General features: G+C 72.7%; 23 protein-coding genes and 2 pseudogenes. 14 read left to right on the top strand and 11 right to left on the bottom strand.

What is annotated here, in order from left to right:
* Positions 1–4 precede the first annotated feature (4 nt).
* The gene (locus ACIPK4_RS01165; RefSeq protein ID WP_402308265.1) at positions 5–1,156 is read right to left on the bottom strand and encodes a lipid-transfer protein; all 1,152 of its coding nucleotides are present in this window, start codon (positions 1,154–1,156) and stop codon (positions 5–7) included.
* An 86-nt stretch (positions 1,157–1,242) separates the two neighbouring features.
* Here ACIPK4_RS01165 and ACIPK4_RS01170 point away from each other — a divergent pair, with 86 nt between their 5' ends.
* The gene (locus ACIPK4_RS01170) at positions 1,243–2,865 is read left to right on the top strand and encodes a FadD3 family acyl-CoA ligase (protein WP_402308267.1); all 1,623 of its coding nucleotides are present in this window, start codon (positions 1,243–1,245) and stop codon (positions 2,863–2,865) included.
* On the opposite strand, the gene ACIPK4_RS01175 is transcribed toward ACIPK4_RS01170, so the two are convergent.
* The 4 genes from ACIPK4_RS01175 to ACIPK4_RS01190 all read right to left on the bottom strand — a co-directional run bounded on the left by ACIPK4_RS01175 (position 2,855) and on the right by ACIPK4_RS01190 (position 8,311).
* On the bottom strand, positions 2,855–3,427 hold the full coding sequence (locus ACIPK4_RS01175; RefSeq protein WP_402308270.1) for a Uma2 family endonuclease: 573 nt from the start codon (positions 3,425–3,427) through the stop codon (positions 2,855–2,857). The two genes, ACIPK4_RS01170 and ACIPK4_RS01175, sit on opposite strands and share 11 nt — an antisense overlap.
* Positions 3,428–3,455: 28 nt before the next feature.
* Complete coding sequence (locus tag ACIPK4_RS01180) at positions 3,456–4,214, bottom strand: class I SAM-dependent methyltransferase (RefSeq protein ID WP_402308273.1); 759 nt, start codon at positions 4,212–4,214, stop codon at positions 3,456–3,458.
* Positions 4,215–4,549: 335 nt separating this feature from the next.
* Positions 4,550–4,789, bottom strand: a complete 240-nt coding sequence (locus ACIPK4_RS01185) for a hypothetical protein (RefSeq protein WP_054222436.1) — start codon at positions 4,787–4,789, stop codon at positions 4,550–4,552.
* 192 nt (positions 4,790–4,981) lie between these two features.
* Entirely contained in the window at positions 4,982–8,311 is a 3,330-nt protein-coding gene (locus tag ACIPK4_RS01190) for a BTAD domain-containing putative transcriptional regulator (protein ID WP_402308275.1), read from the bottom strand.
* A 132-nt stretch (positions 8,312–8,443) separates the two neighbouring features.
* Here ACIPK4_RS01190 and ACIPK4_RS01195 point away from each other — a divergent pair, with 132 nt between their 5' ends.
* Positions 8,444–9,664 (top strand): amidohydrolase family protein, encoded by a 1,221-nt coding sequence (locus ACIPK4_RS01195; RefSeq protein ID WP_402308278.1) that lies wholly within the window; start codon positions 8,444–8,446, stop codon positions 9,662–9,664.
* Between the two features lie 69 nt (positions 9,665–9,733).
* On the top strand, positions 9,734–10,561 hold the full coding sequence (locus ACIPK4_RS01200) for a trypsin-like serine peptidase (RefSeq protein WP_402308280.1): 828 nt from the start codon (positions 9,734–9,736) through the stop codon (positions 10,559–10,561).
* A gap of 72 nt (positions 10,562–10,633) precedes the next feature.
* Here the strand turns inward: ACIPK4_RS01200 and ACIPK4_RS01205 are convergent, their stop codons facing one another.
* Positions 10,634–11,074, bottom strand: a complete 441-nt coding sequence (locus tag ACIPK4_RS01205) for an NUDIX domain-containing protein (protein ID WP_054225977.1) — start codon at positions 11,072–11,074, stop codon at positions 10,634–10,636.
* 103 nt (positions 11,075–11,177) lie between these two features.
* Positions 11,178–11,440, bottom strand: a pseudogene (locus tag ACIPK4_RS01210) (FtsX-like permease family protein); the annotation flags it as partial.
* 91 nt (positions 11,441–11,531) lie between these two features.
* Between ACIPK4_RS01210 and ACIPK4_RS01215 the strand changes: the two are divergent.
* Positions 11,532–11,993 (top strand): sensor histidine kinase, encoded by a 462-nt coding sequence (locus ACIPK4_RS01215; RefSeq protein WP_402308282.1) that lies wholly within the window; start codon positions 11,532–11,534, stop codon positions 11,991–11,993.
* Positions 11,990–12,925, top strand: coding sequence for a L,D-transpeptidase family protein (locus tag ACIPK4_RS01220; protein ID WP_402308285.1), 936 nt, complete (start codon positions 11,990–11,992; stop codon positions 12,923–12,925). Before ACIPK4_RS01215 ends, ACIPK4_RS01220 begins: the two co-directional genes overlap by 4 nt.
* Here ACIPK4_RS01220 and ACIPK4_RS01225 read toward each other — a convergent pair.
* Positions 12,897–13,559 (bottom strand): hypothetical protein, encoded by a 663-nt coding sequence (locus ACIPK4_RS01225; protein WP_402308287.1) that lies wholly within the window; start codon positions 13,557–13,559, stop codon positions 12,897–12,899. The two genes, ACIPK4_RS01220 and ACIPK4_RS01225, sit on opposite strands and share 29 nt — an antisense overlap.
* Before the next feature lie 219 nt (positions 13,560–13,778).
* On the opposite strand from ACIPK4_RS01225, the gene ACIPK4_RS01230 reads away from it, so the two are divergent.
* The 9 genes and pseudogenes from ACIPK4_RS01230 (at position 13,779) to ACIPK4_RS01270 (ending at position 24,155) form a co-directional block, all read left to right on the top strand.
* On the top strand, positions 13,779–14,726 hold the full coding sequence (locus ACIPK4_RS01230; RefSeq protein ID WP_402308290.1) for an LLM class F420-dependent oxidoreductase: 948 nt from the start codon (positions 13,779–13,781) through the stop codon (positions 14,724–14,726).
* 18 nt (positions 14,727–14,744) lie between these two features.
* A complete protein-coding gene (locus ACIPK4_RS01235; protein ID WP_402308293.1) occupies positions 14,745–15,530 on the top strand; it encodes an SDR family NAD(P)-dependent oxidoreductase in 786 nt (261 codons plus the stop codon).
* A 117-nt stretch (positions 15,531–15,647) separates the two neighbouring features.
* A complete protein-coding gene (locus ACIPK4_RS01240; protein WP_402308296.1) occupies positions 15,648–16,769 on the top strand; it encodes an LLM class flavin-dependent oxidoreductase in 1,122 nt (373 codons plus the stop codon).
* Between the two features lie 325 nt (positions 16,770–17,094).
* Positions 17,095–18,837, top strand: a pseudogene (locus ACIPK4_RS01245) (amidohydrolase family protein); the annotation flags it as partial.
* On the top strand, positions 18,834–20,306 hold the full coding sequence (locus ACIPK4_RS01250) for an aldehyde dehydrogenase family protein (RefSeq protein WP_402308299.1): 1,473 nt from the start codon (positions 18,834–18,836) through the stop codon (positions 20,304–20,306). The pseudogene ACIPK4_RS01245 and the gene ACIPK4_RS01250, both read left to right, overlap by 4 nt.
* Before the next feature lie 284 nt (positions 20,307–20,590).
* Complete coding sequence (locus tag ACIPK4_RS01255) at positions 20,591–22,177, top strand: APC family permease (protein WP_402308302.1); 1,587 nt, start codon at positions 20,591–20,593, stop codon at positions 22,175–22,177.
* 120 nt (positions 22,178–22,297) lie between these two features.
* Entirely contained in the window at positions 22,298–22,588 is a 291-nt protein-coding gene (locus ACIPK4_RS01260) for a hypothetical protein (RefSeq protein ID WP_402308303.1), read from the top strand.
* Between the two features lie 61 nt (positions 22,589–22,649).
* The gene (locus ACIPK4_RS01265; RefSeq protein ID WP_402308305.1) at positions 22,650–23,444 is read left to right on the top strand and encodes a DUF4239 domain-containing protein; all 795 of its coding nucleotides are present in this window, start codon (positions 22,650–22,652) and stop codon (positions 23,442–23,444) included.
* 306 nt (positions 23,445–23,750) lie between these two features.
* Complete coding sequence (locus tag ACIPK4_RS01270) at positions 23,751–24,155, top strand: PIN domain nuclease (RefSeq protein WP_402308308.1); 405 nt, start codon at positions 23,751–23,753, stop codon at positions 24,153–24,155.
* A 20-nt stretch (positions 24,156–24,175) separates the two neighbouring features.
* On the opposite strand, the gene ACIPK4_RS01275 is transcribed toward ACIPK4_RS01270, so the two are convergent.
* The 3 genes from ACIPK4_RS01275 to ACIPK4_RS01285 form a co-directional block, all read right to left on the bottom strand.
* Positions 24,176–24,712, bottom strand: coding sequence for a hypothetical protein (locus ACIPK4_RS01275; RefSeq protein ID WP_402308311.1), 537 nt, complete (start codon positions 24,710–24,712; stop codon positions 24,176–24,178).
* On the bottom strand, positions 24,709–24,951 hold the full coding sequence (locus tag ACIPK4_RS01280) for a hypothetical protein (RefSeq protein WP_402308314.1): 243 nt from the start codon (positions 24,949–24,951) through the stop codon (positions 24,709–24,711). The genes ACIPK4_RS01275 and ACIPK4_RS01280 overlap by 4 nt, the downstream gene beginning before the upstream one ends.
* A gap of 78 nt (positions 24,952–25,029) precedes the next feature.
* On the bottom strand, positions 25,030–25,890 hold the full coding sequence (locus tag ACIPK4_RS01285) for an LLM class F420-dependent oxidoreductase (RefSeq protein WP_402308317.1): 861 nt from the start codon (positions 25,888–25,890) through the stop codon (positions 25,030–25,032).
* Positions 25,891–25,918: the final 28 nt, after the last annotated feature.

The following is a 25,918-nucleotide window of genomic DNA, read 5'->3' on the forward strand; positions in this document are numbered from 1 at the left end:
CTCCTCAGGCTCGCAGCAGGATCGCGGACGTCGGGACACCCTCGCCCGCCGTCACCAGGCAGGTCGCGGCGTCCGGCACCTGGGCGGTGGAGATCCCCCGGAGCTGCTTGACGCCCTCGTTGATCAGGTTGAAGCCGTGCACGTACGCCTCGGACAGACCGCCGCCGCCCGTGTTGATCGGGAGACGCCCGCCCATCTCCAGGGCGCCGCCCTCGGTGAACGCGGCGCCCTCGCCCCGCCCGCAGAAGCCGTAGCCCTCCAGGGACAGCGGGATGAGCGGGGTGAAGGCGTCGTAGATCTGGGCCACGTCCACGTCCTGGGGCCCGAAGTCGGCGTGCTTCCACAGGTGCCGGGCGGCGGTCCAGGCGGGCCCGGACAGCGGGTCGTCGTTCCAGTAGTTGACCATGCCGTGGTGCTGGGCGGGCAGGCCCTGCGCGACGGAGTGCACGTACACGGGCTTCTGGCGGCAGTCCCGGGCGCGCTCGGCGGAGACGATCACGCAGGCCAGCGCGCCGTCCGTCTCCAGGCAGTTGTCGAAGAGGCAGAGCGGCTCGCTGATCATGCGGGAGGTCATGTACATCTCGCGGGTCAGGGGGCGCTCGTACATCATCGCGGCCGGGTTCTCGTTGGCCCGGTTGCGGCAGGCCATGGCGACGTTGAAGAGGTGGTCGCGGGTGGCGCCGTACTCGTGCATGTAGCGCCGGGCCAGCATCCCGATCTCGTCGGCCGGGCGCAGCAGCCCGAAGGGGCGCGTCCACTGGCCGGGGGTGGGCAGCTGGACGGCGGTGTTCTTCCAGGGGCGCGGGCCGGAGCCGCGTTTGCGCGAGCGCCAGGCGACGCCGACGCCGGCCTGCCCGGTGGCGACGGCGGCCGCGAGGTGGCCGACGGTGGCGCAGGAACCGCCGCCGCCGTAGCCGATCTTGGAGAAGAAGGTGACGTCGCCGGCCCCGATGGCCTTGGCGACCTCGACCTCGTCGGTCTCCTCCATCGTGTACGAGGAGAAGGCGTCGACTTCGGAGGGCGCTATTCCGGCGTCGGCGAGCGCGGCGAGGATGGCGCGGCAGGCCAGTTCCTTCTCGGACTCGGGGAGCCGTTTGGCAAAGGCGGTCTGGCCGATCCCGACTATCGCCGTAGCGTCCTTGAGTGTTGCCGCCATCGCCACCTCCGGGGCTGCACCAGTACTGACAGCCGCGAAGGCTACAGCTAATCTGACGGATAGTCAGCTACTGGGAGGGCAGAGCCATGAGCGAAGACGCGCGGGGGGACCTGCGCTGGGGCAGCATCGCGGGACTGGTGCGCGCGGCGGCCGGCCGCCACGCCGACCGCGAGGCCGTCGTCGACGGGCGCGTCCGCATCACCTATGCGCAGCTCGGCGAGCGCGTCGAACGCGCCGCGGCCGCCGCCCTCGCCGCCGGGATCGAACCGGGGGACCGGGTGGCCGTCTGGGCCCCCAACACCCTGGAATGGATCGTCTCCGCGCTCGGCGCCGTCTCGGCGGGCGCCGTCCTCGTCCCCCTCAACACCCGTTTCAAGGGCTCCGAGGCCGCATACGTCCTGCGGCGGAGCCGGGCCAGGCTCCTCTTCGTCACCGGAACCTTCCTCGGCACCTCGTACGTGGCCTCCCTGCGCCGCGCCGCGGCCGAAGGGGAGGGCCGCGGGCCGCTGCCCGGGCTGCCGCACCTCGAGCAGGTCGTCGTCCTCGCCGACGACGCCCCCGAGTCCTTCAGCACCTGGAAGGAGTTCCTGGCCGGCGGGGACGGGATCGGTGCCGAGGCCGTCCGCGAGCGCGCCGAGTCGATCCGCCCCGACGCCCCCTCCGACATCATCTTCACCTCGGGCACCACCGGCAGCCCCAAGGGCGCCGTCATCACCCACGCCCAGTCCCTGCGCTGCTACGACGTCTGGAGCGAACTCGCCGGCCTGCGCGAGGGCGACCGCTACCTGATCGTGAACCCCTTCTTCCACACCTTCGGCTACAAGGCCGGCATCATCGCCTGCCTGATGCGCGGCGCCACGATGGTCCCCCAGCCCGTCTTCGACGTCGACACCGTCCTCGCCAACATCGCCGCCGAGCGGATCTCCGTACTCCCCGGCCCGCCCACCCTCCACCAGTCCCTCCTCGACCACCCCCAGCGCGACCACCACGACCTGACCGCCCTGCGCCTGGTCGTCACCGGCGCCGCCGTCGTCCCGCTCCAGCTCGTCGAACGGCTCCGCGGCGAACTGCACATCTCCACCGTCCTCACCGCGTACGGGCTCTCCGAGGCCAGCGGCATCGTGACCATGTGCCGCCGCGGTGACGCGGCCGAGGTCATCGCCTCGACCTCCGGACGGGCGATACCCGGAACCCGCGTCAAGATCGTCGACCGGCACGGCCACGACCGGCCCGTCGGCACCGCGGGAGAGGTGTGGGTCCACGGCCACCACGTCATGCAGGGCTACTTCGAGGACCCGGCCGAAACCGCCGCGGCCATCACCCCCGAAGGCTGGCTGCGCACCGGCGACGTCGGAGTCCTCGACGCCGAAGGCAACCTGCGGATCACCGACCGGATCAAGGACATGTTCATCGTCGGCGGGTTCAACGCCTACCCCGCCGAGATCGAACAGCTCCTCGGCCTGCACCCGGACATCGCGGACGTCGCCGTCGTCGGTGTCCCCGACCCCCGCCTCGGCGAGGTCGGCAAGGCGTACGCGGTGCGCCGCCCCGGCTCCACCCTCACCGCAGACGACCTGATCGCCTGGTCCCGCCGTGAGATGGCCAACTACAAGGTCCCGCGCACGGTCGAGTTCGTCCGCGAACTCCCGCGCAACGCCAGCGGCAAGGTCCTCAAACGCGAACTCCGCACCCGCCCGCTCAGGGCGTGAGCGTACTCAGGTCGACGTCCGCTCGGAACGGGACCGCCACCTTGAGCCGGTCGCGATGGATGCCGGTCGGGACGTAGGTCCGGGTGACCGTGTCCAGCTCGTAGACGTGCACGACGGGCTCGCCCTCCTCGTCCTCGACCCGCCAGAAGTGGAGGATCCCGGCCTGGGCGTACTTGAAGGGCTTGATGGACCGGTCGCGGTCGGCCGACTCCTCGGACACCACCTCGATCACCAGGGCGACCTCCTCGGGGAGGTAGCAGGTGCGGTCGGGGTCGTAGACGGCCGTCGCGGCCAGGATGTCCGGTTCGGGGCGGCTCCGCTTGTCGAGGCGGACGGTCATCTCCCGCTCGACCTCCATGCCCTCGGGGGCGGACTGCCGCAGGACGAAGGTCAGGTTCTCCACGAGCCGTGAGTGCCAGGACCGCTGCGGGGACATCATGAAGATCAGCGCTCCGTCGATGAGCTCGGTGTGCCGGGGTGCCTCGGGCAGGTGGTCGAGGTCGTCCGCTTCCCAGCCGCTCGGGCGGGGCGGGAACATCCATTCGGGGAGCTCCGCTGCCATGGTGTCCTCCAGAGGGTGCCGGGCCAGCCTACTCGGCCGCGTGCTTCCCTACCGGCGATCCAGCCGGTTTCCGGGCCAGGAGGAGGCGCCAGCGGGGGGTGCCGTCCGGGCGGCGGCCGAAGGGCTCCAGCGGCAGGGTCTCCACCGTGAACCCGGCCGCCAGCAGGTCGGCGCGGACCCCGCCCAGCGGGAAGGTCCGGTAGTACATCACGAACGGCGGCCGCCACACCGCGTTCCGCACCCGCATCGCCGCGTCGAAGCCCGCCACCGCCCACCACACGGGCGAGGCCGGCGGGATCGGCGCCCCGATCGGGAACGCGAACACCCCGCCCGGGCGCAGGGCCGCGTGGACCCCGGAGAACAGGGCGGGCCGCTCGGCCGGCAGGAAATGCCCGAAGGCCCCGAAGCTGACGGCCAGGTCGTACGAGCCCGCCAGCCCGGACGGCAGCGCCCGCGCGTCGGCCCGTACGAGGTCGACCCGCTCGTCGGGATGCGCCCGCGCGGCCTCGGCCAGCATGCCCGCGCTCAGGTCCACCCCCGTCACCCGGTCCCGGCACAGCCGCAGCAGCATCCCGAGCCCCGCGCCGGTCCCGCAGCACACGTCGAGCCCGGCGCCGAAGGAGCCCTCGTGACCGGCCAGCGCCTCCTCGACGGCGTCGAGCATCCGGTCGGGGGTGCGGAACGGGGTCTGGTCGAACTTGGGCGAGAGCAGGTCGTACCCGCGTTCGACGGACGAGAGGGCCTGGACGGCGAGCTCGCGGACGGTCGGTCCCTGTGAGGTGAACACGGACCCAGCCTAGGGTGCGCCCGCGCCCGGACGCGGGCATGCGACGGCGGCCGCGGTGGCTCCCCCTCCGGGCCACCGCGGCCGCCGTCCCTGTGGTGCGTCGTGCAGGTGGTGCGTCGTGCTCCCCCGCGTCCCCCCGTGTTCCCCCGCGTCCCCCCGTGTTCCCCCGTGTTCCCCCGTGTTCCCCCGTGTTCCCCCGTAGTCCCCCGCGGGTCCCCCGTGACCCCCGTTGGGTTCCCCCGTATCCCCCGTGGTCCCCCCGGTTGGTCCCGGCCCCCGTCATCCCCCGTGGGACCCCCCCGTGGAACCGTCCCCCGTTTCCCCCGTGGGACGTCTTACGGACGCGGACCGGACGCGTGGTTGTCCAGCGTCACGATCTCCTCGTCCGAAGCGTGGTTGTCCTGCGGCTTGTCGAGCGGCTTGATCTCGATGCCGGAGGCGTGGTTGTCCATCGGCGTGATGTCGACGCCCGGTGCAAGCGTGCCGTCGAGCGGCTTGATCTCGATACCCGACGCGTGATTGTCGAGCGGCCTGATGTCGCCGTCGTTCGGCAGGATGTTCTCGTTCGTCGTCATCGGTTCTCCTGATGGTGGGTCGGGCCCGTTCGGCGATTCCCCCGCGGACCGCCGAACGGGTGGTCCTCCAGCCGACTCCCGCGCCCCCCGACGCGGTGAGTCGATGTACCCATCGTGGCCGACGGCGATAAACGAACGATGAATGCCGCGTTCACCCCGCGATCGGTGCAGCTCAGGCCACTGTCCGGCGGTCTAGGCCGCAATCTCGGCAGCCAGCAGGGCCTGCACCTCGGCCAGTTCCGCCGATTTCAGCTGCTTGAAGACGACCTCGGCATCCCGCCAGCACACCCGCGCCCGGTCCCGCTGCCCCAGCCTGCGCAGCGCCTTCCCCAGCACCGTCAGCACCGTCGCCCGGCGCCACTCCCCGCCGATCCCGCGCAGCGCGATGGCCTGTTCGGCGTGGGCGGCCGCCAGCGTGGGCCGGTGCGCCGCCAGATGGGCCTCGGCCAGCCGGAAGTGCGTCACGCCCTCCCACAGCGGCTGCCGGTTGTCGTGGAACAGCGACAGCGCCTCGGTGAGCTGCGTCTGCGCCTCACCGAGGCGGCCGGCCTGGGTGAGCGCGATGCCGAGCGCGTAGCGGCCGTTGGCCAGGCGCAGGGTCAGGCCCATCCGGTCGTATATGGCGATGCCCTGCTCGGCGAGCTCGATGGCGCTCGTCAGCCGTCCCAGGCCGACGTGGATCCGGGACAGGTTGCACAGGGCGCTCGCCTCGCCGATGTGGTTGCCGTCGGCCCGGAAGTTCTCGATGGCCTCCAGCAGGTACCGCTCGCCGTCGGCCCACCGGGCCTGGTAGAGGGCGATGATCCCGCGGTCGTTGGGCGCCCAGCAGCTGGGCAGCGGGTCGCCGGCCTCGCGGGCGAGGTCCATCGCCTGGCGGGCCTCGTCGTCGGCCTCGGCGAAGCGGCCCGCGACCAGGTGCACGTTGGTGAGGGTGGTCCGGGCCCGGCCCTCGGCGTGCGGGTCCTTCGCCGCGTGCGCGGCGTCGCGCAGGGCCACGGCGGCGGACTCGTACTGCTTGGAGTTCGCGCCCGACTCGGCGAGGTCCTTCGCCGCCCAGAGCAGGTCCACGGCCCGGCGCAGCACGTCACCGTGCCCGGTCGGGCGTACGGAGGCCTGCCGGACGCAGGCCAGCAGCGGGTCGGCCTCGGCGTACAGCCAGTCGAGGGCCGCCCGCGGCTCGGCGAAGCGCAGCCCGGGGTAGTGCGTGGCGGACAGGTGCGCGGGCAGCCGGTCGCCGGGCCGCTCCACCGCGTACACCGCGGAGGCGGTGGCCAGGTAGAAGTCCAGCAGCCGGTCCAGGGCGGCGTCCCGCCCGCTCGGCGGCTGCTCGTCGCGTTCGGCGCAGGCGCGCGCGTACAGGCGTACGAGGTCGTGGAAGCGGTAGCGGCCGGGAGCGGCCGATTCGAGGAGGGAGCAGTCCACTAAGGCTTCGAGGAGGTCCTCGGTGTCGTGCTCGGCCCGGTCGAGTACGGCGGCTGCGGCGGCGAGCGAGATGTCGGGCCCGTCGGCGAGGCCGAGGAGGCGGAACGCGCGCTGCTGGGCGGGCTCCAGCTGCCCGTAGCCGAGCTCGAAGGTGGCCTTGACGGCGAGGTCGCCGGCCTGGAGCTCGTCGAGGCGGCGGCGTTCGTCGGCGAGCTTCGCGGCGAGGACGGACACCGTCCAGGTGCGGCGGGCGGCGAGCCGGGAGGCCGCGATGCGGATGGCGAGCGGCAGGAAGCCGCAGGCGCCGACCACGTCGAGGGCGGCCTGGCGTTCGGCACCGACCCGCTCCGCACCCACGATCCGGGTGAAGAGCTGGAGGGCCTCCTCGGGACTCATCACGTCCAGGTCGACGAGATGGGCCCCGGCGAGGCCCGCCATGCGGACCCGGCTCGTGACGAGGGCGGCGCAGCCCGCGGTGCCCGGCAGGAGGGGGCGGACCTGGGCGGCGTCGCGGGCGTTGTCGAGCAGGACCAGGACGCGGCGGCCGTCGAGCGTGGAGCGGTACAGCGCGGCCCGCTCGGCGGCACTGTCCGGAATGGCCGTGTCGGGGGTGCCGAGGGCGCGCAGGAACGAGCCGAGGACGGCGACGGGCTCGGCGGGCCGCGGCTCGGTGCCCTGGAGGTCGACGTACAGCTGGCCGTCGGGGAAGTGCGGGCGGGCGGCGTGCGCGACGTGCACGGCGAGGGTGGTCTTGCCGACACCGCCGATGCCGGCGAGCGCGGAGACGGCCATCACCTGGCCGCCGACACCGGCCAGGATCTCGCCGAGCTCGTTGACGAAGGTGGTACGGCCGGTGAAGTCGGCCACGGTGGCGGGCAATTGGGCAGGCCTCACGAGTGCGGGCGCGGCGGCCGGGGCCGGGTCTTCGGCGCAGGCGAGTTCGGCGTCCGCGCGCAGGATGCGCTGTTGCAGTGCGGACAGCTCGGGGCGGGGGTCGACGCCGAGTTCGTCGGCGAGGAGCCGGCGGGTGTCCGCGTACACGGCGAGCGCCTCGGCCTGCCGGCCGCTGCGGTACAGGGCGAGCATCAGCAGCTCGCGCAGCCGCTCGCGCAGCGGGTGGGCGGCGGTCAGCGCGGTCAGCTCGGAGACGGCCTCGGCGTGCTGGCCGACCTCCAGGTCGAGGTCGAGACGGGTCTCCAGCAGCTGCAGCCGCCATTCCGCGAGCCGGGTCCGCTCGGTCTCGGCGTGCGGGCCGGGCACACCGGCGAGCGGTTCGCCGTCCCACAGGTCCAGGGCGCGGCCGAGCAGCGTGCGGGCGAGGCTGCGGTCGCCGGCGCTGCGCGCCTGGTCGGCGTCGGCGGCGATGCTGCGCGCGACCGCGAGGTCGAGGGCTCCGGCGGGGGTGTGGATGGCGTAGCCGCCGGACTCGCTGACGAGCATGCCGGGCGGGAGGACCTTGCGCAGGCGGGAGGCATACGTACGGATCGTGGCCAGGGCCTGCTGCGGCGGGTCCTCGCCCCAGATGGCGTCGATCAGCTCGGGCGCGGTGGCGGTCCGGCCGCCGCGCAGCAGGAGCGCGGCGAGCAGGGCGCGCTGCTGCGGGGTCCCGGAGGGCAGCGTCTCGCCGCCGCGCCAGGCCCGGATCGGCCCGAGCACGGCGAACCGCGTCCCGTCGGCGCACCCGTCGGCCTCGGCGCCGGCCGCCCCGACGGCCCGCGCGGGCGAGGGCACCCCGGGCAGGGCCCCGGTGGGATCGGCAGCCGGCGCGGCGGTCCCGGCGCCGGCCTCCGTCTTGGCACCGGCCGTGGTCCCTGCGTCGGCCGTGGTCCCTGCGCCGGCCTCCGTACCGGCGTCGGCCTCCGTACCGGCGTCGGCCGCGGTCCCTGCGCCGGCCGCGGTCCCTGCGCCGGGCGCGAGGCCGGACGCCAGGCCGGCCGCGGGCTCGGGCGTGACGGCGGGGTCGGAGCCGTGCGTACCGGCCGCGGGGTCGGGCGAGTTGGCGGGCCGGGCCTCGGTCGTGGCGTCCGGCGCGGCAGCGGAGTGGCGCCGGGCTGCCTCGGGGTGGTTCCGCTGGTGCGGGATGGCCGGTATGCCGTCCATCTGTCGTCCCCCCTGCCTTCCGTCGGTGTAAGGGCCAGTCTGCCCTGTCTTGCGCTTACCCGTCAGCCCGTGTCGGACCGATCACCCGCCAACTAGCTGACGGTTCGTCAGATCGACGCTACCGTAGTCCGCATGGAGACCTTCCCGAAGATCATCTCGGTGGACGACCACACGGTTGAGCCTCCCCACGTCTGGCGGGACCGGCTCCCGTCCAGATACCGGGACTCCGGCCCCCGGATCGTCCGCGCCCCCCTGAAGGAAATGACCTTCCTCGGTGGCAAGTTCGCCCCCGTGATGGGTGCCAAGGGCGACGACGGGCCGATCGGGGACTGGTGGGTCTACGAAGACCTGCACCGCCCCCTCACCCGGCTCGACACCGCCGTCGGCTACGACCGCGACGAGATCAGGCTGGAGGTGATCACGTACGAGCAGATGCGCCCGGGGTCGTTCTCGGTTCCCGACCGCCTCGCGGACATGGACGCCAACCACGTCCAGTCCGCCCTCTGCTTCCCCACCTTCCCCCGCTTCTGCGGCCAGACCTTCACCGAGGCCAAGGACCGCGAGCTCGGGCTGCTCGGCGTCCGCGCCTACAACGACTGGATGGTGGAGGAGTGGTGCGGCCCCGACGCCGGCGGCCGGCTGATCCCCCTCACCCTCATCCCGCTCTGGGACGCCCGCCTGGCCGCCGCCGAGGTCCGCCGCAACGCGGCACGCGGCGTCCGCGCCGTCGCCTTCTCCGAGATACCGCCCCACCTCGGACTCCCCTCCGTCCACACCGATGAGTGGGACCCCTTCCTGGAGGCGTGCAACGAGACCGGCACGGTCATCGCCATGCACATCGGCTCGTCCTCGCGGATGCCGTCCACCTCGGCGGACGCCCCGCCCGCGGTCGGCTCCACCATCACGTTCGCCAACTGCTGCTTCTCGATGGTCGACTGGCTGATGAGCGGCAAGTTCGAACGCTTCCCCAACCTCAGGATCATGTACGCGGAGGGTCAGATCGGCTGGATCCCGTACATCCTGGAACGCGCCGACGTGGTCTGGGAGGAGAACCGCGCCTGGGGCGGCGTCGCGGACAAAGTGCTGCGCCCGCCGTCGGAACTCTTCGCGGAACACGTCTTCGGCTGCTTCTTCGACGACCCCTTCGGACTGAAGAACCTCGACTCCATCGGAGTCGCCAACGTCCTCTACGAGACGGACTACCCGCACTCGGACTCGACCTGGCCCAAGTCCCGCGAGGTCGGTGAGGCCCAGATGGGGCACCTCACACCCGACGTCGTCGAGCGCATCGTCCGCGGCAACGCCATCGACCTGCTCGGTCTGACCCCGGAAGGGCTGTGGCCGGGGGCATAGTGGTCCCCTTGCGGCGAGGGCGGACGACAAGGCATGCTTCGCCGTAGCAAAGTGGGAGGGGTGGTGGCGGTGGACAAGCGGACCGTGGTGACCGGGGTGTTGTGCGCGGTGGCGGCGCTGGGCGCGTCCGCTGCCATGACGAAGGTGGTGCCGGCTGCGGAGGGCCGTTCGGCCCCGCAGGTGAAGGCGGCGGCTCCGGCGAAGCCGTCATCGAGCCCGTCTTCGCGATCGCAAGCGGGGAAGGAGCCGCAGCTGAACACCTCGGGCACCCCCCGGCCGGGTAGCCCCGCCGCCTTCACCGGCGCCCTCTTCGAGGGCGGTGTGCAGGGTGATCACTTCTGCACCGCCACCGTCGTGCACAGCCCGGGCAAGAACCTGATCGTCACCGCTGGCCACTGCCTGCTCGCCGGGAAGCACGACGGCGGCGGAGCCGTCTTCGCACCCGCGTACGCCAACGGCGGCGCCCCGTACGGCGCATGGACGATCCAGGAGGTCTACGAGGACCCCCGCTGGTCCGAGGACTCCGACGACGACTACGACCTCGCCTTCGCCCGGCTCGCCCCGGACGCCTCCGGCCGCAACATCGAGGACGTCACGGGCGCCGCGACCCTGGACACCACGAGCCGCTCCGGCGAGGAGATCACCGTCACCGGCTACCCGGCGGACCGCAAGGTGCCCCGGACGTGCACGGCGTCGGCGATCCGCGAGACCCCGACGGAACAGCGCTTCGACTGCGCGGACTTCCCGGGCGGCACGAGCGGCAGCGCCTGGCTCGCCCGCGACGGGAAGATCATCGGCATCCTGACGGGCGGCGACACGGACGACGTCTCGACCAGCACCATCCTGGGCGACTACGCGGCGGCGCTGTACGCGAAGGCGACCACCGCCGCCCGCTAGTCGTGTCGTCAAAGGCCCTCCGGCCGGCGGGGCCTGGTCGGCACTCCCCGGAGGCGGGGCGCACGGGGCGGGTCAGACCACCAGTCCGAGGTGGACCGGCCCGGCCGGCGCGTCGGCCAGCAGGTCCGCGAGCCGCGGCGGCCACAGGGGCTCCCCGAGCGTGGCCAGCGCCTGCTGCGAGAGCCACCGCCAGTGCGCGTCGGGCGACTCGGGCACGGGGTCGCGCCGCGGGCCGGTGGTCACGTAGATGTGCTCGTGCTGGCGGACGGGGATCCCCTGGTGGGTGAAGTCGTGCTCCCAGGTGCACAGCAACCGCTGCGGTTCGAGATCGGTCCACCCGGTCTCCTCCCGCAACTCCCGCCGCACGCACTCCTCGGGAGTCTCCCCGGGATCGATCCCGCCGCCGGGCGGCAGCCAGTGGATGCCGACCTCGATGTTGTTCTCACGGAAGAGGAACACCGACCCGCTGGGCGAGAGAATCACAATGCGGGCTGCCTGCCTGGGAGTTCTCATCAACTCAGCGTACGACGCCCGGCCCGCGGGAGCGATGGCGCCGACGGTCCGAGGCCCGGCGGTGGAGCGCCGGCCGCTCGTTGCGCCCGGTGCCCTCCGTCCCTCACGCCGCCCGGAGGGCCGGGGCGGGGGAGAGGCGGGCTGCGCGGACCGCTGGTAGAGGCCTGCCGGGGTGCCTGTGGCCAGGGTTGATGCGAAGCCGCCGGTCACCGCCCACAGGGGGACCACCCGGGGGAGGTCGCCCGCGGGGCGTAGACCGCCGTGGCCGCCGCGCCGAGCGTGATGCCCCCCAGGCCGCCGAGCCCCGGCAGGAGCAGGGACTCCGTGACGAACGGGATTGCGCACCTGGCCCTTCGTCGCACCCACCGGCGCAGAGGGAAGTGGCTACAGACGGAACCGGCGGAGGCGGCGACCGGCGCGGACGCGGTGGCCGGGCCCGGCCGGGAGAGCAGGACCGATGCCGGGACCGGGCCCGGGACCGGTCATCGTGCGGCGCCTGGTCCCGGCGGCCGTGCCGGGGGACCGTGCCCTGCTCGGGCACCGGGTGCGGAACCTGCTGGTCAATGCCGTACGGCACGACCGGCCCGGCGGCCGGATCGCCGTGGCCCCCTCCGCCGACGGGGTGCTGACGGTGTCCCACCCGGGCCCGGTCATCGACCCCGCCGACGTGCCGCGGCTGCTGGAGCCGTTCCGGCGGCGCGCCGGGCGTCGGCACACCGCGGGGGAGGGCGCCGGGCCGGGACTGTCGATCGTCGCCCCGATCGCGCGGGCGCACGGCGCGAAGCCGGTGGTGCGGGCCGATCGGGGACCCGGGCGCCGGGCTGACGGTCCGGGTGCGCCTTCCGGGGAGACCCGCGCCGCACCGGACGGCGTCGTCTCAGGAATCCTGATGACCGCGTGTGTACCGTCGGAGGCATGAGCAAGCACCCCCGAGCCGGCTCCCGCATTCCCCACACCTTCCGCAGCCTCCGGTTGCCCCGACGCGGCGCCGTCGCCGTCGCAGCCGCCGTGGGCCTGCTGGCCCTCGGAGCCGGCTGGGCCTACACCGTCCAGGACGGTGATTCCGGCGCCACGGTCCAGGCCAGGACCGGGGACCGCCCCGGGGACGGGGCCGGCGCCCCACGCCCGGCCGGTACCGCCGACGCCGCCCCCGCCGATTCCGCCCGAGCCACCCGCGGGACGCGCGGCGCCCCGGGGGCGCCCGGGGCCCCCGCGGTTCCGGGCGCCCCCGGGACCGCCGCTGCGTCCCCCGACGCCGACCGGGGGCTCCCCGACGTCAGCGACGAGACCCGGGCGAAGATCCCGGCCACCGCCCGCCAGCTCCTCCTCGTCACCGGAAAGGGGACGGACTCCTCGGAGTCCACGGCGGCCCTCTACACCCGGCCGTCGGCCGGCGCGGACTGGGTCCGGAGCAGCGAGAGGTGGCCCGCGCACAACGGTGCCAGCGGCTGGAACGCCGCCGAACGCGAGGACGGGGACCTCACCACCCCCGTGGGCGTGTTCACCCTCTCCGACGCCGGCGGTCTGCTGGAGAAGCCCCCGGGCACGAAGCTCCCGTACGACCACAACCGGCTCTTCGTCCCCACCGGCCGGGGCGTGAACGGGGAGTCCCTCGCGGGCGCCTTCGAGTACGTCGTCGCGATCGACTACAACCGCCGGACGGGGTTCTCCCCGCTGGACCTCGTCAAACCGGAGGGTGAGGACAAGGGCGGCGGCATCTGGCTCCACGTCGACCACGACGGACCCTCACAGGGCTGCATCGGCATCCCGAAGGAGGCCATGAAGAAGCTCCTGGGCACCCTGGACCCGGCGGCGAAGCCGGTCATCGTGATGGGCCCGGCCGGCTTCTGACCTCCCGGTCCCGGGCCGGGTGCGGGCCGGACGCCGGATCGCGCAGGAGCAGTCCGATGTACGCCAGGTCGAAGAGGCTGCACATGACGCCCAGCCCGAGGACGAAGGCAGAGCCCTCGACGACCCCGAACAGCAGGGTCGGGGCGAGCGTCCCCAGCCACTTGGCGACGGCGATCACGAGGGACTGCCCGCGCGGCCCGCGCCGGCCGGCGTACAGGGCGACGAACAGGCCGGACATCAGCAGGTTCTGCAGGAACGCGGCGTACCGGGTGGCGTCGTGCGTTCCGAAGTGCGCGAGGAACAGCCACTGCACGGCGAAGCCGCTGCCGAACACGAGGACGCTCCACGCCGCGAACAGCGGGCGGGTGACGAAGCCGGGCAGCTCGGCGCGCCCGAACCGCAGATACGTCCAGATGATCGCGATGTCGGCGGCCGCCCACACGACGTTGACGACGCCCTGAGCGCTGACCCCGCCCGTGAACTCGCTCACGGCGTAGGTCGCCTCCCACGCGAAGTTCAGGGCGAGCGCGGCGACCGGCATCGCGTACGTCCGGTCCCGCAGCCCGACCCGGATCGCCTCCACGTACACGACGGTCCAGGCAACCCCGCTGACCAGGGTGAGGAACAGATCCACGGCATCTCCCCCGCTCGTACCAGAGGGGGAGGGTACCGGGCGGGCGGGCCGGGCGCAGCGGTGTGCGGCGCCGCGGCGGCCGGGTCCGCGGGGCGGTCCGCCCGGCCGTGAGCGACGTCGTCCCTATTGCCTGACGGACCGTCAGCTACGACGATGGCCCCGGCGCCGACGGCAACGCCGGAGGCGGCGGCACGGGGCGGACGACGAAGCGGAGGCGCCATGGCGCGCGTGTTTGCGGAAGGCCGGCTGGTCTACGGGATGCAGCTCCCGGTCCAGTCGCAGAGCACCATCTACGCCGAGCCCTGGGAGGCCTCGGCGACCGCCCTCGACCTCGCAGAAGTGGCGCGGGCCGCCGACCGGGCCGGCTTCGGGTACCTCGCCACCTGCGACCACGTGGCCATCCCGCGCCGACTGGCCGGAGCCATGAGCACCGTCTGGTACGACCCCGTGGCCACCCTCGCCTTCCTCGCCGGGATCACCGAGCGCGTCCGGCTGCTGAGCCACGTCGCGATCCTGGGCCTGCGCCACCCCCTGCTCAGCGCCAAGCAGTACGCCACCGTCGACCACCTCTCGGGTGGCCGGCTCATCCTCGGCGTCGGTGCGGGCCACGTGCAGGAGGAGTTCGACGTCCTCGGCGCCGACTTCGCCGGGCGCGGGGCCGTCCTCGACGAGACCCTGGACGCGCTGCGCGCCGCCCTCGGGCCCGAGGAGTACCCCGAGTTCGAGGGCGAGCGGTTCGCCTTCAAGGACCTCGGGCAGTTGCCGCGCCCCGTCCAGTCCCGCGTCCCCGTCTGGGTCGGCGGCTCCTCGCCGGCCGCCGTCCGCCGGGCCGCGCTCCGCGGCGACGGCTGGCTCCCGCAGGGCGACCCGCGGGACCGGCTCCCGGCGCAGATCGCCCGGATCAGGGAACTGCGCGCGAAGGCCGGGATCGCCGACCCCGTCGAGTTCGGTGCGATCACCGAGGCGCTGTACGTCGGCGAGCCCGGCTGGGACACCGGCCGGCGCACCCTCACGGGCAAGGCGGAGGCGCTCGCCGCGTCCCTCCGCGAGTACCGCGCGCTCGGCGTGGACCAGATCCAGGTCCGCTTCCGCAGCCGTGACCGGGCCGAACTGACCGACCAGATCACCGCTTTCGGGGCCGAGGTCGGCCCCCTCCTCAACGACTAGGCCTTCAGGGGGCACCGCATGGGCAAGCTGGACGGGCGCGTCGTCGTCATCACGGGCGCGGCGCGCGGCCAGGGCGAGCAGGAGGCCCGGCTGTTCGCCGCCGAGGGCGCCAAGGTGCTCCTCGGTGACGTGCTGGACGAGCAGGGCGCCGCCGTGGCCAAGGAGCTGGGCGAGGACCGCGCCCGGTACGTACGGATGGACGTGAGCCGGGAGGAGGACTGGGCGGCGGCCGTCGCGGCGGCCAAGGAGGCGTTCGGCCGGATCGACGGGCTGGTCAACAACGCGGGCATCCTGCGCTTCAACGAGCTGGTCTCGACGCCGCTGGAGGAGTTCCAGCAGCTGGTCCAGGTCAACCAGGTCGGCGCGTTCCTCGGCATCAAGACGGTCGCCCCCGAGATCGAGGCGGCCGGCGGCGGCACGATCGTCAACACGTCTTCGTACACGGGCCTGACGGGGATGGCGTACGTCGGCTCGTACGCGGCCACCAAGGCGGCGATCGTCGGCCTGACGCGGGTGGCGGCGCTGGAGCTGGCCGCCAAGGGGATACGGGTCAACGCGATGTGCCCGGGCGCCGTGGACACCCCGATGGCCAATCCCGGGCTGCTGGACCCGGAGAACACGAGCGACGAGGCGCGGGAGGCGATGGCGGAGCTCTACCGGCGGGTCGTGCCGATGGGGCGGGTGGGCCGGCCCGACGAGGTCGCCAGGCTGGCCCTGTTCCTGAGCAGCGAGGACTCCTCGTACATCACCGGGCAGCCGTTCGTCATCGACGGCGGCTGGATGGCGGGCGTCAGCATCCTCTAGGTGTCCTCCGAAGCGTATCTGATGAGGCGTCAGGTATTGACGCTGCCGCTTCCGCGGTGGAACAGTCGATCCATCAAATCTGACGACGCGTCAGAAATCAAAGGACGGTGAACCCCCTTGGAATTCGGGCTCTTCGTGCAGGGATACGTGCCTGAGGCGCGGTCCAAGGTCGACCCCGAGGCGGAGCACAAGGCGCTGATCGAGGAGACCGAGTACGTCATCCAGGCCGACAAGTCCGGCTTCAAGTACGCCTGGGCCTCCGAGCACCACTTCCTGGAGGAGTACTCGCACCTGTCGGCGAACGAGGTGTTCCTCGCCTACCTCGCCCACGCCACCGAGCGCATCCACCTCGGCTCCGGCATCTTCAACCCGCTGGCCCCGGTGAACCACCCGGTCAAGGTGGCCGAGAAGGTCGCCATGCTGGACCACCTCTCCAAGGGGCGCTTCGAGTTCGGCACCGGCCGCGGCGCGGGCAGCCACGAGATCCTCGGGTTCCTGCCCGGCATCACGGACATGAACCACACCAAGGAGATCTGGGAGGAGACCATCGCCGAGTTCCCCAAGATGTTCCTCCAGGAGGAATACGAGGGGTTCCAGGGCAAGCACTGGTCGCTGCCCCCGCGGAAGATCTTCCCCAAGCCGTACGGCAAGGCCCACCCGGCCATGTGGTACGCCGCCGGCTCCCCCTCCTCGTACGCGATGGCCGCGAAGAAGGGCCTCGGCGTCCTCGGGTTCAGCGTCCAGAAGGTCTCCGACATGGAGTGGGTGCTGGAGCAGTACAAGACGGCCATCCAGGAGGCCAAGGCCATCGGCGCGTTCGTCAACGACAACGTGATGGTCACCTCCACCGCGATATGCGCCGAGACGCACGACAAGGCGGTGGAGATCGCGGTCAACGCGAACATGAACCGCTTCCAGTCACTGGTCTTCCGCTACCACGACACCTTCCCGCGACCCGAGGCGATCCCGCAGTGGCCCGAGACGCTGCCCGAGTACAACGCGGAGATCATCGAGCTGCTGATCGCCGAGGAGCTGCTGATCTGCGGGGACCCGTCCGAGGTGCTCGCGCAGTGCAAGCGGTGGGAGCAGGCGGGCGCCGACCAGCTGTCCTTCGGCCTGCCGACTGGCGTCTCGTACGAGGACACGATGATCACCGTCAAGCTCATCGGCGAGCACGTCATCCCCAAGATCGACACGGACCCGGTCCACCGCACGACGCGCTTCCGCCAGGCCGCGTAGCAGCCCTGCGGGCCCCCGTACGGGGACGGCGTCTTCCCGGACCGCCGCCCCTGCCGTGCCCCGACCGGGCGGCCACCGGCCGGGGCACGGAGGCTCCGTCCATCGGCTGCGGCGCCGCCGTCGGGGGCTCGGCCCCCGAACCCCCGCGCCTCAAACGCCGGCGGGGCTGGAAATGCCCCGTCGGGGCCAGAGCCAGCCTCGCCGGCGTTTGAGGCGCGGGTCCGGGGCGGAGCCCCGGGACGCGGCGCGCAGCGTGAACACCGGCCGCAGCCAAAACCAGCCCCGCCGGCGCTCGAGGCACGGAGGTCCGGGGCGGAGCCCCGAGAGAAGGGACGTCATGCTCGACCACGTCATCAAGGGCGCGACCGTCGTCGACGGCACCGGCGCCCCCGCACGCGTCGCGGACGTCGGCATCCGCGACGGCCGCATCGTCGCCATCGGCACCCTCACGGAGGAGGCTCGCACCAGCGAGGACGCCACCGGTCTGGTCCTGACCCCCGGCTTCGTCGACCCCCACACGCACTACGACGCCCAGCTGTTCTGGGACCCGTACGCGACCCCCTCCATGAACCACGGCGTCACCACCGTCGCCGGAGGCAACTGCGGGTTCACCCTGGCCCCGCTGCACCCCGACCGCCCCGAGGACGCCGACTACACGCGCCGCATGATGAGCAAGGTCGAGGGCATGGCCCTCAAGGCCCTGGAGGAGGGCGTCGACTGGACCTGGTCCACCTTCGGCGAGTACCTCGACGCCCTGGAGGGCCGGATCGCCGTCAACGCCGGCTTCATGGTCGGCCACTGCGCCCTGCGCCGGTACGTCATGGGCGCGGACGCCGTCGGCGGACAGCCCACCCCCGAGCAGATGCAGCAGATGCTCGGCCTCTTCCACGACGCCATGGACGCAGGCGCCTGGGGCCTGTCCACCACCCAGTCCGCCACCCACTCCGACGGGGACGGCGCCCCCGTGGCCTCCCGGCACGCCAAACCGGCCGAGCTGATCGCGCTGTCGAAGGCCGTCTCCGAACACGAGGGCACCCAGCTCGAAGCGATCGTCGCGGGCTGCCTCGACCAGTTCGCCGACGAGGAGATCGACCTCTTCGTCGAGATGAGCGCCGCCGCCGGACGCCCCCTGAACTGGAACGTCCTCACCATCGACGCCGCCGTTCCCGAACGGGTCCCGCGCCAGCTCGTACCGAGCGAACGCGCCCGCAAGGCCGGCGGCCGCATCGTCGCGCTCACCATGCCGATCCTCACCCCCATGAACATGTCCCTCGGCACGTTCTGCGCCCTGAACCTGATCCCCGGCTGGGGCGAGGTCCTCGGACTGCCCGTGCCCGAACGGATCGAGAAGCTGCGCGACCCCGAGGTACGGGCCGAGATGCTGCGCCGCGCCGACAGCAAGGAGGCCGGTGTCTTCCGGCGCCTGGCGAACTTCGGCCGCTACGTCATCGGGGACACGTACAGCGAGGAGAACGAGGGCCTGTCCGGACGGGTCGTGAACGACATCGCCGCCGAGCGCGGCCAGGACCCCTTCCGGTGCCTGGTCGAGATCTGCGCCAACGACGGGCTGTGCACGGTGCTCTGGCCCATGCCCACCGACAACGACCCGGCGAGCTGGGCGCTGCGCGCCGAGACGTGGCAGCACGAGGACGTCATGCTCGGCGGCTCCGACGCCGGCGCGCACCTGGACCGGATGTGCGGGGCCCCGTACACGACCCGTTTCCTCGGGGACTGCCTGCGCGGCCGCAAGCTGGTGCCGCTGGAACGGGCGGTGAAGATGCTCACGGACGATCCGGCGCAGCTGTTCGGGCTGCGCGAGCGCGGCCGGATCGCCGAGGGGTTCCACGCGGACCTGGTCCTCTTCGACCCGGAGCGGATCGAGGCCGGCCCGGCCACCCTCGTCCACGATCTGCCGGGCGACAGCCCGAGGCTGGACGCCCGCGCGATCGGCATCGTGTCCGTACGCGTCAACGGCGTCGAGACCATACGGGACGACCGGATCACGGGGGCGGTCCCCGGGACCGTGCTCCGCTCGGGCCGCGACACGAGGACGGTGAGCACGCGATGAGCGGCACCCCGCAGCAGAAGCTGTACATCGCAGGCGAGTGGGTGGAGCCGGCCGGCGGTCACTACGACGTGGTCAACCCGGCGGACGAGACGGTGGTCGGGCTCGCGCCCGAGGCCTCGCGCGGTCAGGTCGAGGAGGCGGCGCGGGCGGCGGCGGAGGCCTTCGAGGGCTGGTCCCGTACGGCCCCGGAGGAGCGGGCGGCGGTCCTGGACCGGGCCGCGGACATCATGCAGCGCGAGTACGAGCCGTGGTCGGCCCTCGCCCGGGCGGAGACGGGCGCGCCGACCGCGATCGCGCGCGGCATGCAGGTCGGGGTGGGGGTCGCCCGCTTCCGGCGGTACGCGAAGGGAGCCCTCGAACCGGTCGAGCGCGGGCTGCCACCGCAGGTCACCGAGGCCGGCCCGATGGGCAGGGCGAGCGTCCTGGGGGCGTTGGAGGTGCGCCAGCCCGTCGGTGTGGTCACCTGCATCACCTCGTACAACAACCCGTGGGCGAACCCGGCGGGCAAGGTGGCCCCGGCCCTGGCCATGGGCAACACGGTGGTGGTCAAGCCGGCGCCGCAGGACCCGCTGTCGGTGTTCAAGATGGCCGAGGCCCTGCACGAGGCGGGCGCCCCGGCTGGTGTGGTCAACGTGGTCTGCGGCGCCTCGGTCGAGGTCGGCGAGGCCGCGGTGGACTCCCCGTACGTGGACATGGTGTCGTTCACCGGCTCCACGGGTGTCGGGCAGCGCATCGCGGAGGTCTGCGGCCGCTCGATGAAGCGGCAGCTGATGGAGCTCGGCGGCAAGGGCGCGGCGATCGTCTTCGAGGACGCCGACCTGGACGCGGCGGTGACGGGGATCGGCACCACCTTCTCCTTCTACAGCGGGCAGATCTGCACGGCACCGACGCGGGTGATCGTCCACCGGGCGGTCTACGAGCGGCTGGTCGAGAAGCTGACCGGCTACCTGGCCTTCATGAAGGTCGGCGACCCGGCGGCGGCGGGCACCGTGGTCGGCCCGGTGATCTCCGCGGCGCACCGGGACCGGGTGGAGTCGTACGTCGAGCTCGGCCGCAAGGAGGGTGCGCGGATCGCGTACGGCGGCGAGCGTCCGGTGGTCGGGGAGGGCCGCGGCTTCTACGTGGCGCCGACGCTGCTGGTGGACTGCACGAACGACATGAGGGTGGTCCGGGAGGAGATCTTCGGCCCGGTGGTGGTGGTCGTGCCGTTCGACGGGGACGAGGACGAGGCGGTCCGGCTGGCCAACGACAGCGATTTCGGCCTCCTGAGCTACGTGTGGTCCGGGGACTCGGCCCGCGCGTTCCGGGTGGCGCGCCGGCTGCGGGCGGGCGGGGTCGGCGTGAACACGATCGGCCGGAACATGGAGGCGCCGTTCGGCGGCTTCAAGCGCTCGGGAGTCGGGCGGGACGTGGGCACGTACGCACTGCACGCGTACAGCGAGATGCAGTCGATCGTCTGGACGGCCTGAGGTGCAGCGGCCTGAGTGCAGACGACCTGAGGTGCCGAGCGCGACGCGCTGAGACCCAGGTCACACGGGAAAGTTCAAACGCGTACAAAAGGGATACGGCTGCGGTTTCCGCATTCCGGAACGCGGTGTCCGCCCCCTGGCGCACAGGGGGCGGACTGGTGTGTGAACCTTTCATTACATGCTGGTGAAGGGAGTGGGGTGTCGATTCGAAGGTGTTCCCGTCGGTAGCCGCTCGGAGTCAAGGCCTCCGGATATGGAAAACGCAGCCTCTAACGTCCTGACCCATGACACAGCTGGACGAGCGGCCCCGGGTCGCGGACACGATGAACGGCGTCGCCGGCGGCGGGGCCGGCGAGGCCGCCGACGACGCGGGGGTGCGCGGCAAGGGGCTGGGCAAAGGCTCCGTGGGCCTGGTGGGAAGCGCCGTCATCGGCATCTCCACCGTCGCCCCCGTCTACTGCCTGACCTCGACCCTCGGCTCCACCGCGGGCGAGGTCGGCGTCCAGATGCCCGCGGTCTTCCTGGCCGGGTTCCTGCCCATGCTGCTCGTCGCCTTCGCGTACCGCGAGCTCAACAAGGCCGTCCCCGACTGCGGCACCTCCTTCACCTGGACGGTGAAGGCGTTCGGCCCGCGGATCGGCTGGATGTGCGGCTGGGGCCTGGTGATCGCCACGATCATCGTGCTGTCCAACCTGGCGGGCGTCGCGACCTCCTACTTCTGGCTGCTGGCCGGCGAGATCACCGGCAACCCGTCGATCGCCGCCCTGGACGACGGCAAACTCGTCCACATCGCCACCTGCCTCACCCTCATCGCCGCCGCGACCGCCGTCAGCTACCGCGGCATGACCGCCACCAAGGGCGTCCAGTACACCCTGGTCGGCCTCCAGCTCGCGGTCCTCGCGCTCTTCGTCGCGATGGCCCTCCAGAAGGCCTCGGCCGGCGGCTTCGGCACCGGCGTGGACTTCTCCTGGCAGTGGATGAACCCCTTCGCGGTCGAGTCCATGGGCGCCTTCACCGCCGGGCTCTCCCTCTCCATCTTCATGTACTGGGGCTGGGACACCTGTCTGACGGCCAACGAGGAGACGATCGGCTCCGCCAAGACCCCCGGCCGCGCCTCCCTCATCGCGATGGTCGTCCTGGTCGGCTCGTACCTGGCCACCGGCGTCGCCGCCCAGATGGCCGTCGGCTCCGGCACCACCGGCCTCGGCCTCGGCAACCCGGAGACCTCCGGCAACGTCTTCGCCGCCCTCGCCGGTCCGGTCATGGGCCCGGTGCTCGGCATCCTGCTCTTCGTCGCCGTCCTCGCCTCGGCGACCGCCTCGCTCCAGACCACGTTCATCCCGGTCGCCCGCACCGTCCTGGCCATGTCCACGTACGAAGCCCTCCCGGCCTCCTACGCCAAGGTCCACCCCCGCTTCAAGACCCCCGGCCGGGCCACCGTCATGGCGGGCGCCGCGACCGCCGCCTTCTACACCGTGATGACCCTGGTCAGCGAGAACGTCCTGACCGACACGATCTTCGCGCTCGGCCTGATGATCTGCTTCTACTACTCGCTGACGGCCTTCGCCTGCGCCTGGTACTTCCGCGGCGACCTCCGCCGCTCCGCCCGCGACCTGTTCTTCAAGGGCGTCTTCCCGGTGCTCGGCGGGCTCCTCCTCGCCGGCGTCTTCCTCAAGACCCTCGTCGACATGTGGAACCCGTCGTACGGCTCCGGGTCCACCGTCCTCGGCGTCGGCGGCGTCTTCGTCATCGGCGTCGGCCTGCTCGCCCTTGGCCTGGTGATCATGCTGGTCACCGAACGCCGCAGCCCGGCCTTCTTTCGCGGCGGGATCCTGACGAAGTCCACCCCGGCCCTGGTCGTCGAGGACTGACCCGGCGGTCCGGGGCGCTCCGGGCGGTCCCGGCGGTTCCGGCGGACCCGGCGGTCCCGGCGGTCACCCGAAGTGGGACGGGGCGGTGACCCGTGAGGCCCGCGGGTCGTTCTGCACGGCATGAACGCCATGAAGCGCCGCCTCGCCGCCCTGGTCCTCACCAGTGGCGCCGCCCTCGCCCTGACCCCCGTCGCCGCCCACGCCGACGGGCCGACCATCGAGGGGCAGCCCGTCACCAAGCGCATCGGCCAGATCGCCAACCACCCCGGCCAGGCCGTGGACGACACGAAGACCGCCCTCGCCGTGACCGCCTCCGCCGCCGGCTCCGCCACCAAGGCCACCGACGCCTCCCTCACCGGCGCGGGCAGCGCCCTGAGCAGCGGTCTCCCCAAGCCCCCGGCGGTCCGCTGACCGACCGGGAGGTGACGGTCCACGGCCGGGCCCTTGGGGGGAGTCGATCGTTGAGCAGCCCATGATCCTCTGGTTGCTCAACACCTTCAGCACCTTCACCCTCGGCATCCTCCTCGTCGGCGGCTTCGTCGCGCTCGCCGCGGGCGGCAGCGTCGCCGCCCGCCGCCGCTTCCCGCACCTGGCCGGCGGCGAACACAACGAGATGGTCGGGGTGGCCCTCGGCATGTTCGGCGCGATCTACGGCATCATCCTCGCCTTCGTCGTCGTCACGCTCTGGACGCAGCTGGAGAACACCGAGACCGTCGTCGCGACCGAGGCGACCGACCTGGCCCTCGTGGTGCGCAGCGCCGAGGCCTTCCCGCCGGCCGAACGCGCCGGCGTGGAGCGCGCGGTGGGCGACTACGTCCACGCCGTCGTCGAAGTGCAGTGGCCCAGGATGCGCGACGGCCGCCCCAGCTACGACGCGACCGCCGAGCAGACGCACGGCCTCTACCGGGCGTTGCAGTCGTACGAGCCCAGCGGCACCCGCAGCGAGACCTTCTACGAGGAGGCCGTCGGCCGCATCAACGACGTCGCCGCCCAACGCCGAGCCCGCATCTCGATGGCCGAAACGTCCCTGCCGGTGCTGCTCCAGGTCCTGGTGTACGGGGGCGCGCTCGTGATCCTCCCGCTCACCTTCCTGTTCGGCCTGCGCAGCCTGAAGATGCAGCTGCTGTTCGTCTCCGCGGTGGCCGGGCTGATCGGCTTCAGCCTGCTGCTGGTGATGGCGCTGGACCGGCCGTTCGCGGGCGACCTGAGCGTGAGCCCGGCCCCGTACAAAGAAGCGGCGCTCGCCCAGTTCTGGCCGGCGCGGTAGCGGCTCAGCCCCAGGTGCGGGAGCACAGGTGTCCCGCTTGGTCGTGGTGCCGAGGTGCCGGGCCGCCTCCGCCAGGGCCTCGTCGTCCAGGTCGATCACGAGGCGGTAGCCGTCGGGGTCGGCGACGGTGACCCCGTACGCGTCCCCGTACGCGGCACCGTGAACGCCGCCCTGCGGGACCGACCGGCGCCGCAGAGCGGCCGCGGTCGAGCGCATGCGGCAGATGGTCGCCGATGGCGAGATCGACTTCTCGGCCATCGACGGCGGCGACGCGGGCGCGCGGGAGCAGGGAAGGCAATCCGCCGCGTGAGCGAGGGCTTCCTGATCGATACGAGCGCACTCGTCCGCTTCTACCGCCGGCAAGCCGCGCCCGCATGGGACGAGGTGGTCACCTCGGGAGTCGTGGGGCTGTGCGAACCGGTGCGCCAGGAGTTCCTGCGCGCCGTCGGGGGCCGCCCGGCCTACTACGAGGCCGACGGCCTGCTGCGGGAGACCTTCCCGTACTTCGTGGCCCGCGACTCCGTCTGGGAGGACGCCTCGGCACTCCAGCAGAGGATGGCCGACGAAGGCCGCCACCAGTGCGCGAGCCCGGTGGACCTGCTCGTCGCCGTCACCGCGCAGCACCACAAGCTGACCGTCCTCCACCAGGACGCGGACTTCGAGACCATCGCCCGCATCACGGGCCAGCCCGTGCGACGCATCGCGGACTGAGCGCGCCGCACCGCCCGAGGTCAGGGCTGCCAGCGGGGGGCGTTGTCGTTCGGGGTGTCGGGGCTGGCGAAGTGGAAGGGGACGCCCAGGTGGGTCGCCAGGGCGGTGCCGGCGCGGGTGGCCACCGTGGCGGACGGTTCGGGGCCCGTCGCGGTGTCGCCGAGGGAGCGCAGGGCCGCGTCCCGGTAGACGGTGGCCAGGGAGTGCTCGCCGGGCGGGTCTGCGGTGACGGCCAGCAGGATCACGAACCAGTCGTGGACCGTGTCCCCGTCCCAGACGGCCTCGACCGCCACCACGCGTCCGGGCAGCCCGGCGGCGCGGGCCGTCAGGGACTCGAGGTCGACCGGGCAGTCGGGGGTGCGGGCGATCCGGTCGCCGAAGTGCCGGTATCGGTCGCCGACGAGGAACTGGGCGTGCGCGAGGCCGAGGCCGCCCGCGCGGCCGGCCTCCCAGGCGGTCCGGACCGCCTGCATGAAGTGGTCCTGCAGCACGTACCCGTCGACCTGCGTGCGGACGCCCGCCGGCAGCCGCTCCCACCAGTGGCCCCACTCGCTCATGCCGCTCCCTCCGGGACGAAGACGCTGACCCGGTGCGGGGTCGGATGGGTGAGGCGGCCGCAGAACATGTCGATGCGCACGTACTCCGGGTCGGTGACCCCGCCCTCCGCATGGAGGCGGCGGAGGTACTCCTTCAGCTCCCCCTGGTCCCGGGTCGAGAACAGCGGTTCCCAACGGCCCGGTACGTCCCGCAGCCGGCGCTGGGCCCGCTCCCTGCTCTGCTTGCGCTGGCCCGGCATGTGGATCAGCCCCCTCCCGGGGCCATGGTCGGGCCTCGGCCTCGCCCGCGTCGACCGAATTTGGAACCGGTCCGCAGGTCAGAGGTACTGCGCGTAGTCGTCCAGCACCCGCAGGATCTCGGCTTCCCTGGCCGGCGGGAGCTGCAGGACGACCTCCTCGATGCCCAGGTCGGCGTAGTGGCCGAGCTTGCCCGGGTTGGGCTGGACCGCGTACGGGACCACCTGGAGGTCCTTCGGGTCGCGGCCCGCGGTCTCCCAGACCTGGCGCAGCACCGGCATCGACTCGGAGAGGCCGCCGCCGCCGATCGGGAGCCAGCCGTCGGCGTGGTCGGCGATGGCGGCGAACAGCTTCGGGCCGGCGGCGCCGCCGATCAGGGTGCGGGGGCCGTACAGGGGGTGGCCGGGACCGAGTTCACGCGGCGGCTGGACCGGCTTGGGGTGGGCCGCACTGGCCTGGACCGTGCAGAACTCACCCACGTGGGCGGTGGGTTCCGGAGCCCACAGGGCACGCATCAGGGCCATCCGGTCCCTGACGAGTTCGCGGCGGGTGCCCCAGTCGACGCCGTGGTCGGCGGCCTCCTCGACGTTCCAGCCGTAGCCGATCCCGAGGGTGAAGCGGCCGCCGGAGAGGTGGTCCAGCGTGGCGATCTGCTTCGCGAGGTCGATCGGGTCGTGCTGCGCGACGAGGGTGATGCCGGTGCCGAGGGCGAGGCGCTCGGTCACGGCTGCTGCCTGGCCGAGGGCGACGAACGGGTCGAGGGTGCGCCCGTACACCTCGGGGAGGTCGCCGCCCATCGGCGCGGAGGTGTCGCGGGAGACCGGGATGTGCGTGTGCTCGGGGAGGTAGAGCCCCGCGAACCCGCGCTCTTCGAGGGCGCGGGCGAGACGGACGGGGGAGACGGTCTGGTCGGTCAGGAAGATGGTCGTGGCGATCCGCATGGCTGAGGGCACCTCCGTGGTTCCCGGG

This window comes from Streptomyces sp. NPDC086989, from assembly GCF_044745505.1.
Lineage (GTDB): Bacteria > Actinomycetota > Actinomycetes > Streptomycetales > Streptomycetaceae > Streptomyces.

Coding starts and splice junctions, on each gene's coding strand:
- ACIPK4_RS01190 (WP_402308275.1), bottom strand. CDS start 8,311: ATGGACGGCATACCGGCCATCCCGCACCAGCGGAACCACCCCGAGGCA.
- ACIPK4_RS01255 (WP_402308302.1), top strand. CDS start 20,591: ATGACACAGCTGGACGAGCGGCCCCGGGTCGCGGACACGATGAACGGC.
- ACIPK4_RS01285 (WP_402308317.1), bottom strand. CDS start 25,890: ATGCGGATCGCCACGACCATCTTCCTGACCGACCAGACCGTCTCCCCC.
- ACIPK4_RS01265 (WP_402308305.1), top strand. CDS start 22,650: ATGATCCTCTGGTTGCTCAACACCTTCAGCACCTTCACCCTCGGCATC.
- ACIPK4_RS01185 (WP_054222436.1), bottom strand. CDS start 4,789: ATGACGACGAACGAGAACATCCTGCCGAACGACGGCGACATCAGGCCG.
- ACIPK4_RS01175 (WP_402308270.1), bottom strand. CDS start 3,427: ATGGCAGCGGAGCTCCCCGAATGGATGTTCCCGCCCCGCCCGAGCGGC.
- ACIPK4_RS01235 (WP_402308293.1), top strand. CDS start 14,745: ATGGGCAAGCTGGACGGGCGCGTCGTCGTCATCACGGGCGCGGCGCGC.
- ACIPK4_RS01220 (WP_402308285.1), top strand. CDS start 11,990: ATGAGCAAGCACCCCCGAGCCGGCTCCCGCATTCCCCACACCTTCCGC.
- ACIPK4_RS01165 (WP_402308265.1), bottom strand. CDS start 1,156: ATGGCGGCAACACTCAAGGACGCTACGGCGATAGTCGGGATCGGCCAG.
- ACIPK4_RS01260 (WP_402308303.1), top strand. CDS start 22,298: ATGAACGCCATGAAGCGCCGCCTCGCCGCCCTGGTCCTCACCAGTGGC.
- ACIPK4_RS01195 (WP_402308278.1), top strand. CDS start 8,444: ATGGAGACCTTCCCGAAGATCATCTCGGTGGACGACCACACGGTTGAG.
- ACIPK4_RS01230 (WP_402308290.1), top strand. CDS start 13,779: ATGGCGCGCGTGTTTGCGGAAGGCCGGCTGGTCTACGGGATGCAGCTC.
- ACIPK4_RS01170 (WP_402308267.1), top strand. CDS start 1,243: ATGAGCGAAGACGCGCGGGGGGACCTGCGCTGGGGCAGCATCGCGGGA.
- ACIPK4_RS01275 (WP_402308311.1), bottom strand. CDS start 24,712: ATGAGCGAGTGGGGCCACTGGTGGGAGCGGCTGCCGGCGGGCGTCCGC.
- ACIPK4_RS01280 (WP_402308314.1), bottom strand. CDS start 24,951: ATGCCGGGCCAGCGCAAGCAGAGCAGGGAGCGGGCCCAGCGCCGGCTG.
- ACIPK4_RS01215 (WP_402308282.1), top strand. CDS start 11,532: ATGCCGGGACCGGGCCCGGGACCGGTCATCGTGCGGCGCCTGGTCCCG.
- ACIPK4_RS01205 (WP_054225977.1), bottom strand. CDS start 11,074: ATGAGAACTCCCAGGCAGGCAGCCCGCATTGTGATTCTCTCGCCCAGC.
- ACIPK4_RS01250 (WP_402308299.1), top strand. CDS start 18,834: ATGAGCGGCACCCCGCAGCAGAAGCTGTACATCGCAGGCGAGTGGGTG.